The organism is Myxococcus sp. CA056 (assembly GCF_013336715.1).
Lineage (GTDB): Bacteria > Myxococcota > Myxococcia > Myxococcales > Myxococcaceae > Myxococcus > Myxococcus llanfairpwllgwyngyllgogerychwyrndrobwllllantysiliogogogochensis.
On the sequence record NZ_JABUMT010000001.1, the window covers coordinates 634,458 to 651,907 of the forward strand.

The window sequence follows — 17,450 nt, forward strand, 5'->3', positions numbered from 1 at the left end:
GCACCAGCCAAGAGGTCACAGGCCTCACGCATGAGTGCACACCTCATCCGCGCGGCAAGCCGCGGCGAACCTTCCGAGACCGGCACCAGCCAAGAGGTCACAGGCCTCACGCATCGGTCACCACCTCCTGGTCATCACGGCACGGCGTCAGGCACATGAGGACCTCGGGCACACCATCGATGGTGGCTCGGCACTCGAAGCAGACGCCCATTCCACAGAGGGGCCCACGAGGGCGCCCGCTCAAGTCCGCGCGACTGACGAAGCTGTCCGTCATCGCCAGCGCAGCCGCGACAGACGTCCCCACCGGCACCGTGACAGCGCGCCCGTTGATGCGCAGGGTGACGAGCGTGACGGCCTTCGACGCTGTCTCACGCATGAGCAGTCTCCCGAGAAGACACCGTCAGGAAGCGCGCGGGTGAATACGGACGCGCATCAATGGCGCTGGTGCGCCCGAGCAGTTGGTCCGCCACCAGTCGCGCGCTGCCCGTGGCCGTGGTGATACCGAGCCCCTCATGGCCACAAGCCAGCCAGAGCCACGGCTTCTCCGGATGCGGCCCCAACAACGGCAGCCCATCGGGGGTCGCCGGACGCAGCCCCGTCCAGACGCGCAGCGCCTGCAAGCCATCGAGCCCCGGCAGGAACATCGCCGCGCGCTTCAGCATGCGCTCCAGGAGCGCCGCGTCCACCTCGCGCGTCGCATCACCCGGCTGTCGCGACGAGCCCAGCAAGAGCTGCCCCGTGACACGTGGCTGGGCATTGAACGCCACGGAAGCGCCGTCCGTGCCGTGCGCGCTCTTGAGGTAACCCAGCTCCACCAGCTGGTGATGAACCACGGGAGCCCCGCGCCGGGTGATGAGCAGGTGCCCCTTGCGCGGCGAGATGGGCAGCCCAGGGCAGAGCGCGGGACTGGCCACCCCCGCCGCGAGCACGATGTGCCGTGCCGTCAGCACGTCACCGTTGGAGAGCACGACACTTCCCGGGCGCAGCTCCCGAACCGGACACCCCGTCATCAGCCGCGCGCCACGGGCCTGGGCACGCAGCGCGAAGGTCCGCGCGGCGAGCGGCGGATACAGCACGGCATCATCCACGACACGCAGCGCCCCCACGAGTCCCGGAGCAAGCGCGGGCTCGGCCTCATAGAGCGCCGCGCTGTCGAGCACTTCGACACGGACACCCGCGGCGCGGTAGTTCGCCACCTTCGCGGAGACCGCGGCCATCTCCTCGTCATCGGCGGCGAGCCAGAGGGTGCCACACGCGTCGTACTCCACCGTGCGAGGCAGTCCGTCCGCGAGCTCTCGCCACAGCGACACGGACCACGACGTCAGCGCGAGTTCCGCCGCGTTGTCATCCATCGCCACCAGGTGGCCCATGCCACACGCCGTCGTCCCCGCGCCAATGGACCGCGCCTCCACGAGCGCCACCGACACACCGTCGGCGCTGAGCACATCCGCGAGCGCCGCGCCGACGATGCCACCGCCGACGATGACGCAGTCGAAGGCGCTCATCCAATGCCCCAGGCAAACGGGTCCGTCGGGTCCACCAGCAACGTGGCCTCCGCGTTGACGGACGCGGTGCCGGTGATGGTGGGCAGGATGCGCGCACCGTCACGGACGTAACGCGCCTCGAAGCGACTGCCGATGATGCTCTCCTGCACCCACGTCGCGCCTTCCGCGAGCACACCCTCGGCGGCCAGGCACGCGACCTTCGCGCTCGTCCCGGTGCCGCACGGAGACCGGTCATAGGCCAGCCCCGGACAGAGCACGAAGTTGCGAGCATCCACCCCCGGCGTCGGAGACGGGGCATACAGCTCGACGTGGTCGATTTCCGCGCCGCCCTCCCCGGTGATGCCCTGGTCCGCGAGCGCCTGCTTGATGGCGGAGGTGTACGCCAGGAGCGCGGGCGTCCGTGACAGCTCCAGCGGCAGGTGCGTGGCGCGGGAGAGGAAGAACCAGTTGCCACCCCAGGCGATGTCGCCGCGCACCTCGCCATGCCCCGGCACGGACACGGCTACGTCGTGCGCCCACCGGTAGCTCGGCACATTCGCGATGCTGACGCGCCCGTCCGGATGCAGCGTGGCCTTCACCACGCCGACAGGGGTCTCCAGCGAGTGGACACCAGGACCGATGCGCCCCAGGTACTCCAGCGTCTTCACCACGCCGATGGTCCCGTGGCCACACATCCCGAGATAGCCGACGTTGTTGAAGAAGATGATGCCCGCGACGCTCGCCGCGCTGACGGGCGGACACAGCAGCGCGCCCACCATGACGTCGGACCCACGAGGCTCGCAGACAATGGCCTTGCGAAAGGCGTCGAACTTCTCGCGGAAGCGCTCGCGCAGGCTCGCCAGATCGCCCGCTCCCAGCTCCGGGCCTCCGTCCGTCACCACGCGCGTGGGCTCACCCCCGGTATGACTGTCGATGACACGAATGCGCCGCATGCGAACCACTCCCTCTACCCGGGCCTCCCATGAGCCACCCTAGGAGTCCCGAGGCGCTGTTTCTTGGGAGATTCGACCACACTCGCGAGGCAATCACGCAAATGCCTCAGCGAGCAGGCCTCCTCGGGGACACGCGCCGGGACGCGCGCGCCGGCGACAGGGGTGGCTCCAGCGGGTGGTGACGCGACCGGCCAGGACCGCCGGCCCCTCGATTCTCCTTGGCGCCAGCCGCCACTGGAAGTGAAGTCGCACTCCCTCATCCCCGGGAGCGTTCAATGAATCGTCAGACGTGGAGCGGTGCCTTCGTGGTGGCCTTGCTGCTGACTGGCTGTGGAGGAGGCGCTGAGTCGCAAGGCCCCGAGGCCGAGGCCGCGGTCCGCCAGTCGCTCTCCGGCCCCTGGGAGTGCGACCCCGCTGAATGGTGCCATGTCAGTGAGCACACCCTGGAGTGTCCCCCGGGCTCCGCCTACGGGACGGCCTACGCCTGGCCCACGCAGGCGGGCGGCTACTGCACCCAGCGCTTCGCGTGCGACTCCGTCATCCCCCTCTGCCCCGCCCCCATCGACCCCTGACTTCGATTACTATCGCCACGCAGTGGCATCAGACCTTCCACCCACGGAGTTCGACATGAAGTCGCGTCACCTCATCGGAGCCATGCTGGCGTTCGGAGTCCTCTCGGGGTGCGGCGTCACGGGCGAGGAAGACTCGGAGCAGGCCCCCAACGTCAGCCAGGTGGGTGCGCTCGACGCGTGCAACGGCACGCTGCTGTGGGAGTACAACTTCTACAGCGACGCCTCCCATTTCGAGCAGGTGGGCGGAATCATCTGCAAGTGCCGAGGCACCGTCGTCACGTGGGGTGACACCTCGACGCCGTATGTCGGGTACTGGAGCGGCGTCTGTCCGGGCCAGCCCACTCGCTGAACTGAGCTGGGACATGGCCTGTCCTCGCTCGGCCCACCGGGCGTGGGCATGGAGAAGGAGCACCCGTTCACCACGCGGCCTGGCATCACCCTGGCCGCGTGTGTGAACACCCACTCCACGCTGGCCCTCGTCGCCGCGCCGGGAACGCGCTTCGACCATGGCGGCACGCACCTGCACGTGGCCACGCGTCGTCACGGGCACTCAGGCGCCCAGCGTGCCCGACTGGAGCGCCTTGCCGGCCGCGCCGGACATGCTCTCCGCCAGCGTCTGCACCGAGCGCGACACCCGCTGCGTCTCCTCCACGACCCGCAGCGTCTGCTGCATCTGTCCGGACAGGTCCTGGATGGCCATGGCTATCTGGGACGTGCCCGCGTCCTGCTGGGACACGGCCATGGAAATCTGCCGCACGCTGCTGCTGGTGTCGCCGATGATGCCCGCCAGCTTCTGCAGCTGCGAGCCGGAGACGCGCACCGCGTCCAGGCTCACCTTCACCCGCTGCTCGCCCTGCTCGCTCATCTTCGCGGCCTCGCGCATGCTGGTGTTCACCCCTTCCAGCACCTCGCGGATGCGCTGCGTGGCGAGGATGGACTGGTCCGCGAGGCTGCGCACCTCGCGCGACACCACGGCGAACCCCCGGCCGTGCTCACCGCTGCGCGCGGCTTCAATCGCCGCGTTGACGGCCAGCATGTTGGACTGGTCCGCGAGCCCCTTCACCGTGTCGACGATGCCGGAAATCTCCCGCGTGCGCGCATCCAGCGCGAGGATGCGCCGGGCCATCTCCGACACCTCCACCCGGATGGCCTCCAGGTTGCTCAACGTCCGGTCGATGGCCGCGCCGCCGTCGCGACCCGCCTCTTCCGCGACGACGATGGAGCTGGCCAGCAGGCGCGTCTTGTCCGCCGTCACCAGCGAGCCCTGACGGATTTCCTGCACCGTCTGCTCCAACTCCTTGAGCGCCGTCGCCTGACGGCCAATGCCCACCGTCTGCTCCTCGCTCGACGTGCGCAGCTGCTGCACCACCGTCGCCAGCTCCCCGGCGCCGCGGCCCATGCCCGTGGCCAGCTCCCGCACGTCCTTGCTCCGCGCCTCCAACTGGCGCGTGTGTGACGCCAATGAGCGCACCACCATCGTCGAGCGCCGCGCGACGATGCCCACCAGGGACACCGTGAGCGCCATGAAGCCCCAGTGGTGGTAGGTGCCCGTCACCTCCGTGAACCCGAGCAAAGGCAGCGTGCTGAGCAGCAGCACGAAGGTGAGCACGCCCAGGCCCACGACGAAGATGCGCGCGTCGATGCTCCCCCGCCACGCGGCGCGGGCCGCGACGATGACGCACAGGAACAGGCACGGCAGCGAGTAGAACGTGAAGAGGTGCAGTTGCCGATACACGGTCCCCAGGTCCACGAACAACATCAGGCTCTGGAGGGCGGCGGGCACGGAGAGCACCGTCGCGCCCCAGCGGAACCAGCGCAGTTGGCCCTCCAGGATGCTGTCGGAGATGAACCACCCCAGTCCCGGCAGGAGGAGGTAGGCGCCCAGCAGCGTGAGCTGGCTGCTCAAGAGCTTCGCGTCCCAGAGGGACACCAGCAGCCCGCTGGAGCCCAGCAACATCAGCCCCGAACCTCCGGCGAAGACCGTGAGCGCCACCAACATCCGTCTCTGGCGCCGCAGCAGGGCCGCCCCCGCGGAGACCGCCGCGACGACGAGCAGCAGTGTGCCCATGACGAAGGGCGCCAGCCCGTCACGCGTCACCCGCGCGGCCAGCTCGTGCCGCGAGCCCACCCGCGCCTCCCGGCTCGCGCCGATGGTCTGCCCGGTGCTCTGGATGCGCAGCAGCACCCGCGTGCCTGGCACCGAGGGAGGCAGCGTCACCAGGTTCCACGCCATGTTCTCCATCGACTCATGGCCCGACGGATTCAGCGTCCCACTCGCGTAGACGCGGCGGCCCCCGGCGTACACCTCGAACGCATTCGCCACCGTGCCCAGGAAGAGCGCGGGCTCCGGCCACGTCCCGTGCGGCACGGGGAGGCTCAGCCACAGGAAGGTGTTCGACCCCTTCCCTGGAGGCTCACGCAACGCGACCATGGGCCGCCAGTCCTCCGCGTCCGCCTCGTGCGCCCACGTGGGCACGCCATCCGGCCCCACCGGCGAATCACCCCAGCGATAACGCCACCCGCTCTCCAGCTCCACGCTCCGCGCGCCCGGGCCTTCCGCCCGCGCCGAGGGCGCGAGCACGAGCAGCATGAGCACCATCCACCCCAGCCTCGCCAACCCCGAGACGGCCCTCCCCGCGAAACCACCCTGCACAGGGGGACACGTTGAAAAACCCGAGACACGACAAGCTGTCGACACGTGACACGAACCGCGGAGCAAAAGCATGGATGAACACGATGCTCGGGCTTCTTGGACACGAATGTAAACGGGTCCTCCTCGCCCCGCCCGTCTGCTCCTCGCGCGATACCTTGTGACATGTCGACAGGCTCGACATCTGGAGCAGAACTCCACTGTGTTCATGGAACAGCGACCTGTCATCAAACGACGAGCTGCGTTGAGCCCGGTGACAAGCCCGCCCGCGTCCGTGTCGATGTATCAACTCGGGATGTATCGAAGCGCGGACGGCCGCCGAGCGCTCGCGACCTCCCGGCGCCGTGCTCCGGGCGTCCACCCCGATCTCCGGGCCTTGCCTGATGGTTTCCGCGTGAGGGGTACTTTCCGGCCACTCAAGGATTTCCCGCGAATCCGTCGTTAAGGAGGGACGCGGAGAGAGCTTCCGTGGGGCGGCGCGGTTGGAGCCGCGGGGGACACCATGAGCACGACGGAGCTGGCGATCTTGTTGGAGGGAGCACGCGAGGGAGACCTGGGCGCGAGGGACGCGCTGACGGCGGCCACCTATCGGGAGCTGCGGCGGATGGCCCGCGCCGTCCAACCCGAGGTGGCTCCCCACAATCCCCTACAGCCCACCGTGCTGATTCAGGATGCCTGGACGCGCTTGTTCGGGACGGATGCGCTCCAACCCGAGGACCGTCGCCACTTCTTCGGGGTCGCCGTCCAGGCGCTGCGGCGGGTGCTGGTGGACCGGGCCCGCGCCTCACTCCATCAGCGTCGCGACGCGCGGCGGGAGTGGCTGAGCATCCGCCACCTGGACCTGGAAGCCCCGGGCCCTGACCTGGAGGTCCTCCAGTTGGAGGGGGCCTTGTCGGAGCTGGAGACCTTCCAGCCCCGGCTCGCCCGGCTGGTGGAGCTGCGCTACTTCGCGGGCCTGAGCCTCCCCGAGACGGCGACGGCGCTGGGTGTGTCGCAGGCCACGATGAAACGAGACTGGGCCTACGCGCGCGTCTGGTTGACGGAGCGGCTGAGCCACTGAGGCTTGTCGCGCTGTTTCAGTGCGCGTTGGCCATGCTTTCGAAAGGCCAGGGGCGCGGCGTCGCGGCCGTGCCCAGCCACAGGTCGGCGACCTGCTGCGCGAGCGTCCACGGCGAGCCGCCCGCGCGGTTCGTCAGGACGATGACGGTGAGACGCTGGTCCGGATACTTCACGATGGCGTTGGTGAAGCCACACGTCTCACCGTGATGTGACAGGCGCGTGCGGCCCTGGTCCTCGTCGACGAACCAGCCAAAGCCATAACGTCCGGAGGCGCCATCCGGGAGCTTCACCGGCGTCCACGCGAGCGCCTGCGTCTTCGCGTCCACCAGCGCGTGTGAATCCAACGCGACATCCCACGCGGCCAGGTCCACCCCGGACGCATAGACACCGCCATCCCCCAGCACGGCGCTGGTGTTGCTCTGGTCCCTCGGGACGAAGCCCTCCTCGCGGCTCGCATGACCGTAGGCGCGCTGGGACACCGTGGAGACCCCCTCCTGGTGGGCGACGGCGGAGGCCATGCCGCTGGGGGTGAAGATTCGTGCGCGCAGGAAGCTGGCGAAGGACGTGCCGCTCACCTGCTCCACGACGAGGGCGAGCACCGCGTAGGCGGAGTTGCTGTAGCGCACCGCGCTTCCCGGCGGGAAGTACGTGCGGTCCGCGCGCGAGAGCAATTGGAGCACGTCGCGGTCCTTCACCTGTTCGGTCTGCGTGGCCGGGACGAACGCCTCGTAGTCCCAGATGCCGGAGGTGTGCTGGAGCAGGTGGTGGATGCGGACCTCGCCCAGGTACGAGGGGAACCCGGGGAGCACGTCCACCACGCGGTCCTCCAGCCGGAGCTTGCCCTCGTCCACCAACAGCAGGATGGCCATCGCGGTGAACTGCTTGGTGAGCGAGGCCAGCCGGTAATGACTCTCCGGCGTGGCCTTCGTCCGGGTGCCCACGTCCGCCAGGCCATAGGCGCGACTGAGCACGACCTTCCCCTCCCTCAGCACGACGAGGCTGGCCCCGGGCCGCTCCGGGCCGCTGTAGTCCGCGAAGAGCGCGTCCACCTCGGGAGCGTGCCGGACGTTCGGCGCGGTGCCGGCACAGCCAGTGAGGACGCAGAGAACGGACACGAGGACGGCTCCGAGCGCGGGGCGGTTCATGCGCCCGATGATGCGCGAGAACGCGCGGGCCTCGCGCGGACTTTCAACCGCGTCGCGTGGGTGGAGCCCCCTGGAGCGAGGCTCCCGCCAGTCCCGCCAGCAACAGGATGGGGGCCAACAGCACCGCGCCGAACCACGCCAGCGCGTAGAGCAGGCCCAGGACGAGCCCCAGCGCGCCGCCCTCCCTCGTGCCGGACGACAGCGCGCCCACGTACTGGCGTCCTCCCAGCAGGTGCAGCAGCAGGAAGACGGCGACCAGCGTCAGCGCCGTGGCCAGGAGCATGAGCGTGCGTCGCATGGACGGGAGTATCCGGTGCCCGACACCGCGCCGCGCGGACAGCCTCGACGGACGGTCGAGTCCTCGGGGTGAGTGGTCGGCGGGTCATGGCAGACGAGCAGACAATCGCTCGGCCTCTCCGTTGCCCTCCCTACTGACGGCGAAGGGGCGAGCGCTCCCCACACTGGCATGGACCCAGGTGCAGACCCAACTTCAGCCGCCAGACGTGCAAGTGGAAACGCATGCCTCCGAGGAGCAGGAGCCTGTCATGTGGAGCACATCAGCATCGGGCTGGGATGAAGGACCTCGGAGGCGCCGAATCCTGGGGCGGATGCGTCGGCCCGCGGGCAGCAGGGGACTGGGCGTGGAGCCGATGACCTTCGCCGTTCTGGAAGCCCTGGGTGAGCGACACCAGTCACCGCGCCGACCGGGAAAGCGCTGGCGACGTTCCGCACTGCGAACGCGCGGCGGCGGGGCGGGCGAAGCGCGCGACGAGGAGGCGCTCGACTTCGAAGTGGCCATCGCCTCCTGGTAACGCTCCTGCTAACAACCGGGGCATGACCGCGCCCCGCCCCAATCCGTTGTTGTCGGACCGCGACGTGGACTTCCAGCTCGACGAGGTGGTGCGTGTCGCCGCCCTGTGCGAACTGCCCGCCTTCGCGGAGCACTCACGAGAGACCTTCGGCCTGCTCCTGGACAGCGCGCGTCGCTTCGCTCGCGAGGTGCTCTACCCCACGTATCGGACGCTGGACGCGGAGCCGCCCACGTTCGAGAACGGCCGAGTCCGCGTCCATCCGCTGATGCGCGAGTTGTATCCGCGCCTGGTGGAGCTGGGGATGCTCACCGCCACAAGGCCTCCGGAAGTCGGCGGACAGCAGCTCCCGCTCACCGTCCACGCGCTGGCCAGCGCCTATCTGATGGCGGCAAACCTGAGCGCGTATGCCTATCTGGGACTGACGCACGGCGCCGCGCACCTGCTGGAGGCCTTCGGCACCGCGGAGGTGAAGGCGGCCTTCATGGAGCCGCTGTACCGGGGCGAGTGGACGGGAACCATGGCCCTCACCGAGCCGCAGGCGGGCAGCAGCCTGGCGGACGTGAGGACGCGCGCGACGCTGGCGGCGGATGGGACGTGGCGCATCCAGGGCTCCAAGATTTTCATCAGCGGTGGAGACCAGGACTTCAGCGAGAACATCGTGCACCTCACGCTGGCGCGCACGGAGGGCGTGGAGAGCGGCACGCGAGGCATCTCCCTGTTCGCGGTGCCGGCGCGGCGGCGCGAGGGTGACGCGCTGGTGGACAACGACGTCCGCGTGGCTGGCGTCATCCACAAGATTGGCTGGAAGGGCATCCCCAGCCTCGTGCTCAACTACGGCGAGTCGGGCGACTGCCGGGGGTGGATGGTGGGGCAGCCCGGGCGCGGGCTGGCGTGCATGTTCCAGATGATGAACGAGGCGCGCATCATGGTCGGCCTCAACGGCGTGGCCACCGCGTCCGTCGCGTACCACGAGGCCGTGGCCTATGCGCGCGAGCGACCCCAGGGCCGCCCCGTGGGAGCCAAGGACGCCACGCGCCCGCAGCACCCCATCATCGAGCACGCGGATGTGCGGCGCATGTTGTTGCGTCAGAAGGCGATAGTCGAAGGCGGCCTGTCGCTGCTGGTGACGGCGGCGTATCAGGCGGACCTCGCGACGCATGCCCAGGACGAGGACACGCGGCGCAGCGCGGGGCTGCTGGTGGATTTGCTGACGCCCGTGGCGAAGAGCTTCCCCGCGGAGCGCGGCTTCGAGGCCAACGCGCTCGCGGTGCAGGTGCACGGCGGCTACGGCTACTCCAGTGAGTACCTGCCGGAGGCATGGCTGAGGGACCAGAAGCTCAACAGCATCCATGAGGGCACCACGGGCATCCAGGGGCTCGACCTGCTGGGTCGCAAGGTGGTGGCCGGTGGTGGCGCGGCGCTGGCGACGTTCGCGGACGCGGTGGGCCGCACCGTGGCGCGGGCCCGGAAGGCCGGCGTGGAGGCCACGTGGGGTGAGGCGCTGGAGCGCACCACGGGCGAGGTGGCGGAGCTGGTCGCGGAGTTGGGTGCTCGGGGGGCGGCGGGAGAGGTGGAGCTGATGCTGCGCCACAGCGCGGACTTCCTGGACCTGTTCAGCGTGCTGGCGGTGGCGTGGCGCTGGCTGGAGCAGGCCGCCGCCGCGAAAGAAGGACTCGCGCGGGGCCAGGGCGACGCGGACTTCTACGAGGGCAAGCTCGCGACGGCGCAGTACTGGTTCGCCGTGGAGCTGCCCCGGATTCCCCTGCTGATTCACCTGTGCCGCACCGGCGAGGACTCCTACGCCCGGATGCGCCCCGAGTGGTTCTGAGCCCACCGCCCACCGCCGGGTGAAGGGGTGAAGCCACGCCGAGGCCCGGGAGTCTTTCTCCCGGGGGGCGACCCTCGAAGGAGTGGAGCGAGCCTCCAAGACGGGCCGAGGCGCCCGCTCGCCTGCCCTCCTGGGGCCGGTTGCCCGCCTGCTCGCTACGATTCCGCTGCATAAATCGTTGGTGTTCGTAAGATGTGACTCGTGACGGTTTCCTTCCACCTGTGTCAGCCCGGTGGAGGCGCCTCGTGCGGCGCCTGCTGTGGCCTCTACAACTTCAAGGACCACTCGCGCGTCGCGCTGACGGAGCAGCTCGCCATGCAGACGGAGCGGCTGCGTCGAGCGCCCATGGAGCCGGAGTCGTGGCATGCGGCGGCGCGGGAGCTGGTGGAGGCACGGCGCGCGGCGCCGATGTTCGCCGCAGTCCGGGTGTGTCCGCTGCTGGGCTTCCTGGACAAGGAGCGCAAGCAGGTGGGGTGCCTGGGGCATCCGAAGGTGACGGGGGGCGCGGACCTGCGCGACTGCGGCGTCTACCGCTCATCGGTGTGCGAGACCTTCACCTGCCCGTCCTTCGGCTGGCTCACGGACGCGCAGGCGCGACTGGTGCTTGCCGCGTGCGCGGACTGGTACCTGTACGGCCTGGTCATCACCGACGTGGAGTTCGTGCGCGGCTGCCTGCGGCTGCTGGAGTGGGAGCTCGCGGGACCGGCGCGCCCGGAGCGGATGGTGGAGAAGCCGGACGTGCTCGCGGCGACACGGCGGCTGTTCGCGCTGAAGGAGACAGCGCCCCGAAGAGACCCGAACGCGGCGGTCTTCGGCCGCTTCACGCGCGACACGGAGGGCGAGCCGGTGCCGCGAATGCTCGATTACATGAAGCTGGGCGTGCGGGCGTCACCCGAGGACGACGTGGTGCTGTGCCTGGGATACACGCCCGCCAACGCCACGGAGTTGATGGCGGCGCGGGAACTGGTGCGCACGCACGTGAAGGCCGTGGCTCGCACGATGACCGCCTGAGCAACGCGGACGTCGCGCCCCCAGCCGCCTCACCTCGCGAGCAGGCGACCAGGCGTTGAAGTCCCTCGGCTGCCCGAGGCACTTCGCGGTGAGCCCTCACGAGCGCTCAGGCCCACGCCCTGGTCGATAGGAGCACGCCTCTTGCACAGGTCTCCTGGCACGTAACGCGGAATGGGAACGCGAGGTGACTGGATGGGCAGGCGATGGGCGTGGGTGGGAATGTTGGGGCTCTGCGCGTGGGTGTCTGGGTGTGCCGAGCGGCAAGGACAGGACCCCGCGACGAGCGCGCGGTCCGCGAGTGGACAGTCGGAGCAGGCGGTGCCAGCTCCGAGCATGGCGGGAGGAGTCGCGGGCCAGACTGGCGCCACGCAGGACTCCGCTGAAGCTCCAGGCAACGCGGCGAGGAACACCGGCACCGTACCGGGAACTGGCAACGCGGCGACCGGGAACACGGGCAACGCGGCGGCGCGGAACACCAGCAACGCCACGAGGAGCACGGGCAACACGTCGGCCAGCAGTGCAACGGGCACCGGCAACACCGCGGTCGGCAACACAACGGGCACCGGCACCACCACCGGCGCGACAGCCCAGGCCCCCGGAGCCGGCAGGGTGATGATCGGCACGGAAGCGGTCCAGGCGAGCGACGATGAAGACTGGTTCAAGGGCGCCGCGCGCGCAGCGCAGGCCGCGCTCCCCGAGAACACCTCGAACCGCGCGCTCGAGGACGTGGTCATCGCCTCCAGCGCCGTGAGCGGCCGAGTCACCCGCGTGAGCCGCGACACCATCACCGTGCGCGACAGCGACGGCAGCGACTACGTGCTGACGCTCGACGAGCGCAGCCAGGGCGTTCGCCAGGGACGGCGCGTCTCCCTGCGCCAGCTCCAGGCAGGCACCCCCGTGCGAGCGCGCTTCGTCCTCATGGGCGGGCGCTCCGTGGCGCGCGACGTGCGCATCCGCCGCTGAGCCGAAGTCCGCCTGAAACCCACTCCCTCCGCCACCTCGGGGCAAGGTAGGATGACGCCCCGAGTCACGGACTGAATGGCCCCGCTGCCCCGCCGTCGAGGAACACGGCGGCGGGACGATGTCGCCGCGCCGGCTGTTCCACCGTCGAACCTCGGTGGAACCTCGTGTCGTGCCCGGAGGCAAAGCGGATGGATGACCCAGGCCCAGGTGGAACCGGAACGCGGCGGCGCGGACGTGCACGCGTCGCCTGGGCCCTGGTCTGCGCACTCGCCGCGTGCACCCCGCGAGGCGTGGGCACGCCCGAGCCCACCGTGCCACCACCGCCGCGTCTCTCGGTCCAGCAGGTCACCCAGCTCCTCCCGCCCCACGTGAAGGAGCGCGAGGGTTGGGCACGAGACGTCCTCGCCGCGCTGGAAGCGGAGGACGTGCCGCCGTCGCCCTCGGCCGTGTGCTCCGTGCTCGCCGTCATCGAACAGGAATCCGGCTTCCAGTCGGACCCCGCGGTCCCGAACCTCCCGCGCATGGTCCGCACGCGACTGGAGGAGCACGCGGACACGCTGGGCCCGCTGGGCCACAAGGCATTGGCCTCGGTGCTCGCGGGCAAGGCGGCCGGCCAGAAGCGCACCTTCGATGAGCGCCTGCGCACCGTGCGCACGGAACGAGACCTCGACCGACTCTTCCGGGACATGCTCGCGTACTACGAAGCCGAGTACCCCACGACGTTCGCGACGATGAACCTGGCCAGCGCCCTGTTCTCCTCGCGGCGACTGGAGGACCTCAACCCCGTCACCACCGCGGGCTCCATGCAGGTGAGCGTCCGGTACGCCGTGGAGAAGGAAGGCGAGGACGCGGACCCGGTGAAGGTGCGCGAGTCGCTGTACACACGCGCGGGTGGAGTGCGCTTCGGCACCGCGCGGCTGCTCGGCTACGAGGCCGCGTATCCCCAGCCCCTCTTCCGCTTCGCCGACTACAACGCTGGCGTCTACGCCTCGCGCAACGCCGCGCTCCAGGCCCAGGTGGGCCAGCTCACCCGGGTGTCGCTGGTGCTGGACGGAGACCTGCAACTCTATGACAAGAACGGCGACCCCCGCTCGGAGGACAGCAAGTCCCTGGCGGCGCTGCTCGCCTTCCGTCGAGACCACGCCCCGGAGCTGAGCGAGCGACAGGTCCGCCGCGACGTGAAGAAGGAGAAGGAAGAGGACTTCGAGTCGACGGAGACCTTCCGCGCGGTGAAGCGCGTGTACGCGAACCAGACAGGGGAATCCCCCGCGTACGCCCAGCTCCCCCAGGTGACGCTCCAGAGCCCCAAGCTGAAGGGAGAGCGCACCACGGCGTGGTTCGCGCGCTCGGTGGATGCGCGCTTCCAGAAGTGCCAGGGCCGCTACAGCGCGCTGACGAAGCCGCCCGCCCCGCCCCGGAACGTCACCCGCCCCAAGTGACATTCCCGGCGTCACGACGGACGCCAGGGGCCATCAGCGCCGCCTCAGGGCACGGTGAAGAAGGAACTGAAGGCGCCGGCGGAGCGGTAGGGCACCGTGTCCCGCGTGCTGAACGGAGCATGCTCCACGTCCCACAGGGGCGCGTAGACGGCGGTCACCGTCACGTAGCATTCGGCGCCCGGCTCCAACTTTCCGGGGGGCAGTCGCACGTCCCTGACCGAGCCGGGGACATAGATGGACCCCAGGTCCAGCATGGCCCCGAACTCGGGGAGGTACTGCCTGACCTTGACCTCATAGGCCGTGGGCTTGCCGACGGCGGGAGGGACCCAGGAGATCATGGGGTTGAGCGAGCTCACCCGCTGAGGGTCGCTGGCCGGCTTCCGGTCGATGCGAAAGGAGCGAGGCGGCGACACCTTCGGAATCACCGGGCCGGCGGTGAGGTCCTCGATCGCCTCGGTCGCGGTATAGGAACTCCCCAGATTGATGAAACGCGCCGGGTTGCTCGGCAGTTGTGTCGGAGAGAAATAAACGGTGGACACACTGCCGACCACGCCCCAGTTCGAAGGGTACGGGTTGCCAAACCGCAGGCGAGTCGGGAAGTCAGACGCCGTCCCTTGGGGCATGTTCATCCAGAGCAACTCCCCCGCGTAGCCAACCCACCCATCCGCCGGTCCATGGGGAGCGGGCCGGACCGCGAACGAGGACCCCCTGGGGACGGCGCGCGGGTGGACCTCCGGAGCCATGCGAGCGAACTCGGACAGGCGCCAATCGAAAGAGACCTCCCTTTCATCCACGGGCTGGAGCTCCGTGGAGATGGGCAGGGGCAAGGGTTCCTCCCAGCTCGGCACCAGGTCGAAGGGCGCCAGTCGCACGGAGCGCGTCAAGGAGGAGTAGCCCACCAACGTCCCATCGGACGTCCTGCCCGCGATGAACTCACTGAACTGATTGACGTACAGCCGGTCCCCCCGGTCCGCCTGGAACACGGGGATGTTGGTCCAGAGATAGGAGAGCAGCCCCGCTTCATTGGTGACGAGGGAGGTCGCCCCCTCGGGGACAGCCTCGAAGAGGGCCAGTTCCCCCAACATGTCCACCTCCGAGGAGACCACCTGAAAGCTGGAGCCCTGCTGGTAGTCGCCCGTCCACGGCACCCAGGGCGACAGGTTTCGCAGGTCGAGCTGGAGGGGAAACCAGTCGACGTCCGTATAGACGGCATCCGGACGCCCCAGACGGTTGATGCCGATATCCACGTGACGCGCGGACGTGAGGATGTCGGTCATGTTGATGCGGTCCGCGCGCAGGTAGTACTCCCCTCGCGGCACGCCCGTGAATCGCCACCCTCCCGGCACCGCGGAGCCGGTGTTTCGCGAGAAGCGGACCCCGTCATGGGTGTAGATTTCAGGAGGACTCGCCGACAGGTCCTCGACGCGTTCGGCGATGCCCACCGAGGTGTAGAAGCGCGTGGTGCTCGTCACCAGCACCGTGTCATCGGCGAGCAGCGTCTGGCCTGTCGCCTGGGGCTCCCGCTCGGAGGAGGACGCACCACTTCCACACCCCGCCAGCCACACGACACACGTCGCGCCCAGCAGGGAAGAACTCCGCGGCATCATCATGAAGAAACACCTGTCTCAGGAGGAATCGTGCTCCCCGCCCGATACCATGGAGACTCCCCAGGGACGCCTGACCCGCCTTCACCGCGCAAGTACTTGAGACGTCCCTGAGACATCTCGAGGCGCCGTGCGTTTCGCGCGCGCGGGGCGCTCGCCACCGGCAACACCAGACACACGAAGGCCCCGGCGTCATGAAGAACGCCGGGGCCCGGGTGCCATTCCATCAACCGTCACGCACGCTTCACGGCGTGGTGAAGTAGGAGCTCACGGTGCTGGCGGAGCGGTAGGGCAGCCGCTCCAGGGTCCTGAAGGGGTACGACTCGATGTCGAGCTGGGGGCTGTCGATGGCGGCCACCGTGGCGTGGTACGTGGTGCCGGGCTCCAGGACTTCCGGAGGCAGCCGGAGCTGGGTGGCCGAGCCGGGCAGGTAGAACGCCCTCCACGTCGATGAGAAGCCGGACTCCAGGTCGAGCCGCGAGATGGACACCCGGTAGGCCGCGGGCGTGCCGATCGCCGGCGGAACCCAGGCAAGCACGGGGCTGGCGGTGCCCACCTTGCGCGGAGCGCTCGCGGGCACGCCGTCGATGGTGAAGGACCGGGGCGGCGACACCCGCGGCACCACGGGCCCCGCGATGAGGTGGTCAAACTCATCCCAGGCCGTGTAGCTCCCGGAGATGCTGCCCAGCCTGCCCGAGCCATCCGGCAGCGCCTCCTGATTCCGGAACGAGTAGGACACCACGCCAACCAGGCCCCAGTTCGACGGATAGGGATTGCCGAACTTCAGGCGGGCCGTGAAGTCATACGCGGCCCCCCGGGGCAGGTCCACCGTGAGCAGCTCACCGGTATAACCAATCCACCCGTCCGCCAGCCCGTGCGGGCCAGGCACGATATCGAACCGGGGCAGTCCGGGCAGCGCGTTGGGATGGACCTCCGAAGTGAGCCGGGCGAACTCCGGCAGGCGCCACTCGAGGGGGAACTCCCGCATCCGCACCGGCTGGAGCAGACCCGTGACGGGAATCGGGGTGATGCCGTCGGGCCTGTGGTCGAAAGCACCCGCCTGCACCGCGCGCTCCACGGCGGAGTACCCCAGCGGACGTCCATCCGGGAGCGAGCCCGCGCTGAACTCACTGAGCTGATTGATGTACAGCCGGTCCCCTCGGTCCGCTTCGAAGACGGGGAAGTGGCCCAGGTTCGAGCCCAGCTCGGCCTGGGAGGTGACGATGGAGGTGGCTCCGTCGGCAACCCCCTCGTAGAAGAAGGGAGACGCATACAGGTCCACCTGCCCGGAGGTGAGCTGCAGGCTGGAGCCATGCTGGAAGCTGCCCGTGTAGGGCTTCCACGGCGCCAGGCCCAGCAGGTTGGCCTGGAGGGGCGAGATGGAGACATCCGCGTACTCGGCATCCGGCCGGCCCAGGCGGTTGCGGCCGATGTCCACGTAGCGCGAGGACGTCACCAGGTAGGTCCCCCCCGTGCGCAGGTAGAACGGCCCCGGCGGAACCCCCGTGAAGAGCCACCCTCCGTTCGCCGCCGAGCCCAGGAACAGCGTGAAGGTGGACCCGTTGAACACGAGCACCTCGGGAGGATTCGCTGACAGGTCCTCCTCGCGCTCGGCGACGCCCACCGACGTGTAGAAGCGGGTGGTGTCCTTCACCAGCACCGCGCGCTGATTCGAAGGCCCTCCATCCACGCCGGCGTCGGGCGAGCCACCATCCCCGGGCACTCCCGCATCCGGCCCACAACCCTCGGCGACGGGCTCCCCCATCCACGTCCCGTCACCCGAGGCATTGGAATCCGTGTCCACGGAGGACAAGCCCTCTCCGAGTCCCCCTGGCACGGACGAATCACTTCCACACCCCGCCAGAGCCGCGACACACGTCGCGCCCAGCAGGAAAGAAAAACGCAGCATCTTCACGTGAAGCCCCCAATT

16 protein-coding genes are annotated in these 17,450 nt (G+C 69.4%); 8 read left to right on the forward strand and 8 right to left on the reverse strand.

Annotation, left to right across the window (positions count from 1 at the left end; all coding sequences use genetic code 11):
• Window positions 1-106: 106 nt before the first annotated feature.
• Genes HUA76_RS02575 through HUA76_RS02585 form a run of 3 tightly spaced genes read right to left on the reverse strand, consistent with a single transcriptional unit; the run spans window position 107 to window position 2,437 of the window.
• Complete coding sequence (locus tag HUA76_RS02575) at window positions 107-376, reverse strand: (2Fe-2S)-binding protein (RefSeq protein ID WP_174457360.1); 270 nt, start codon at window positions 374-376, stop codon at window positions 107-109.
• The gene (locus HUA76_RS02580) at window positions 369-1,505 is read right to left on the reverse strand and encodes an FAD-binding oxidoreductase (RefSeq protein WP_174457361.1); all 1,137 of its coding nucleotides are present in this window, start codon (window positions 1,503-1,505) and stop codon (window positions 369-371) included. Before HUA76_RS02580 ends, HUA76_RS02575 begins: the two co-directional genes overlap by 8 nt.
• Window positions 1,502-2,437 carry a proline racemase family protein gene (locus HUA76_RS02585; protein ID WP_174457362.1) on the reverse strand — a complete coding sequence of 312 codons (936 nt, stop codon included), beginning with the start codon at window positions 2,435-2,437 and terminating at the stop codon, window positions 1,502-1,504. Before HUA76_RS02585 ends, HUA76_RS02580 begins: the two co-directional genes overlap by 4 nt.
• Window positions 2,438-2,712: 275 nt before the next feature.
• On the opposite strand from HUA76_RS02585, the gene HUA76_RS02590 reads away from it, so the two are divergent.
• The gene (locus HUA76_RS02590) at window positions 2,713-3,009 is read left to right on the forward strand and encodes a hypothetical protein (RefSeq protein WP_174457363.1); all 297 of its coding nucleotides are present in this window, start codon (window positions 2,713-2,715) and stop codon (window positions 3,007-3,009) included.
• 55 nt (window positions 3,010-3,064) lie between these two features.
• The gene (locus HUA76_RS02595) at window positions 3,065-3,358 is read left to right on the forward strand and encodes a hypothetical protein (protein WP_174457364.1); all 294 of its coding nucleotides are present in this window, start codon (window positions 3,065-3,067) and stop codon (window positions 3,356-3,358) included.
• 201 nt (window positions 3,359-3,559) lie between these two features.
• Here the strand turns inward: HUA76_RS02595 and HUA76_RS02600 are convergent, their stop codons facing one another.
• A complete protein-coding gene (locus HUA76_RS02600; RefSeq protein ID WP_174459897.1) occupies window positions 3,560-5,608 on the reverse strand; it encodes a methyl-accepting chemotaxis protein in 2,049 nt (682 codons plus the stop codon).
• A 553-nt stretch (window positions 5,609-6,161) separates the two neighbouring features.
• Here HUA76_RS02600 and HUA76_RS02605 point away from each other — a divergent pair.
• Complete coding sequence (locus HUA76_RS02605) at window positions 6,162-6,719, forward strand: ECF-type sigma factor (protein WP_174459898.1); 558 nt, start codon at window positions 6,162-6,164, stop codon at window positions 6,717-6,719.
• 16 nt (window positions 6,720-6,735) lie between these two features.
• On the opposite strand, the gene HUA76_RS02610 is transcribed toward HUA76_RS02605, so the two are convergent.
• Both HUA76_RS02610 and HUA76_RS02615 read right to left on the reverse strand, forming a co-directional pair.
• Window positions 6,736-7,833, reverse strand: a complete 1,098-nt coding sequence (locus HUA76_RS02610) for a serine hydrolase domain-containing protein (RefSeq protein WP_371823421.1) — start codon at window positions 7,831-7,833, stop codon at window positions 6,736-6,738.
• 73 nt (window positions 7,834-7,906) lie between these two features.
• Window positions 7,907-8,161 carry a hypothetical protein gene (locus tag HUA76_RS02615; protein ID WP_174459900.1) on the reverse strand — a complete coding sequence of 85 codons (255 nt, stop codon included), beginning with the start codon at window positions 8,159-8,161 and terminating at the stop codon, window positions 7,907-7,909.
• A gap of 310 nt (window positions 8,162-8,471) precedes the next feature.
• On the opposite strand from HUA76_RS02615, the gene HUA76_RS02620 reads away from it, so the two are divergent.
• From HUA76_RS02620 to HUA76_RS02640, 5 genes are all read left to right on the forward strand, one after another.
• On the forward strand, window positions 8,472-8,675 hold the full coding sequence (locus HUA76_RS02620; protein WP_217439194.1) for a hypothetical protein: 204 nt from the start codon (window positions 8,472-8,474) through the stop codon (window positions 8,673-8,675).
• A gap of 22 nt (window positions 8,676-8,697) precedes the next feature.
• Window positions 8,698-10,503, forward strand: a complete 1,806-nt coding sequence (locus tag HUA76_RS02625; protein ID WP_174459902.1) for an acyl-CoA dehydrogenase — start codon at window positions 8,698-8,700, stop codon at window positions 10,501-10,503.
• Between the two features lie 201 nt (window positions 10,504-10,704).
• The gene (locus HUA76_RS02630) at window positions 10,705-11,514 is read left to right on the forward strand and encodes a hypothetical protein (protein WP_174459903.1); all 810 of its coding nucleotides are present in this window, start codon (window positions 10,705-10,707) and stop codon (window positions 11,512-11,514) included.
• A 318-nt stretch (window positions 11,515-11,832) separates the two neighbouring features.
• Complete coding sequence (locus HUA76_RS02635) at window positions 11,833-12,477, forward strand: hypothetical protein (RefSeq protein ID WP_217439196.1); 645 nt, start codon at window positions 11,833-11,835, stop codon at window positions 12,475-12,477.
• Between the two features lie 188 nt (window positions 12,478-12,665).
• Window positions 12,666-13,916, forward strand: coding sequence for a DUF1615 family protein (locus tag HUA76_RS02640; protein ID WP_174459905.1), 1,251 nt, complete (start codon window positions 12,666-12,668; stop codon window positions 13,914-13,916).
• Window positions 13,917-13,960: 44 nt separating this feature from the next.
• On the opposite strand, the gene HUA76_RS02645 is transcribed toward HUA76_RS02640, so the two are convergent.
• Both HUA76_RS02645 and HUA76_RS02650 read right to left on the reverse strand, forming a co-directional pair.
• A complete protein-coding gene (locus HUA76_RS02645; protein WP_174459906.1) occupies window positions 13,961-15,526 on the reverse strand; it encodes a hypothetical protein in 1,566 nt (521 codons plus the stop codon).
• Window positions 15,527-15,764: 238 nt separating this feature from the next.
• The gene (locus tag HUA76_RS02650) at window positions 15,765-17,324 is read right to left on the reverse strand and encodes a fibronectin type III domain-containing protein (protein WP_371823439.1); all 1,560 of its coding nucleotides are present in this window, start codon (window positions 17,322-17,324) and stop codon (window positions 15,765-15,767) included.
• Between the last annotated feature and the right edge of the window lie 126 nt (window positions 17,325-17,450).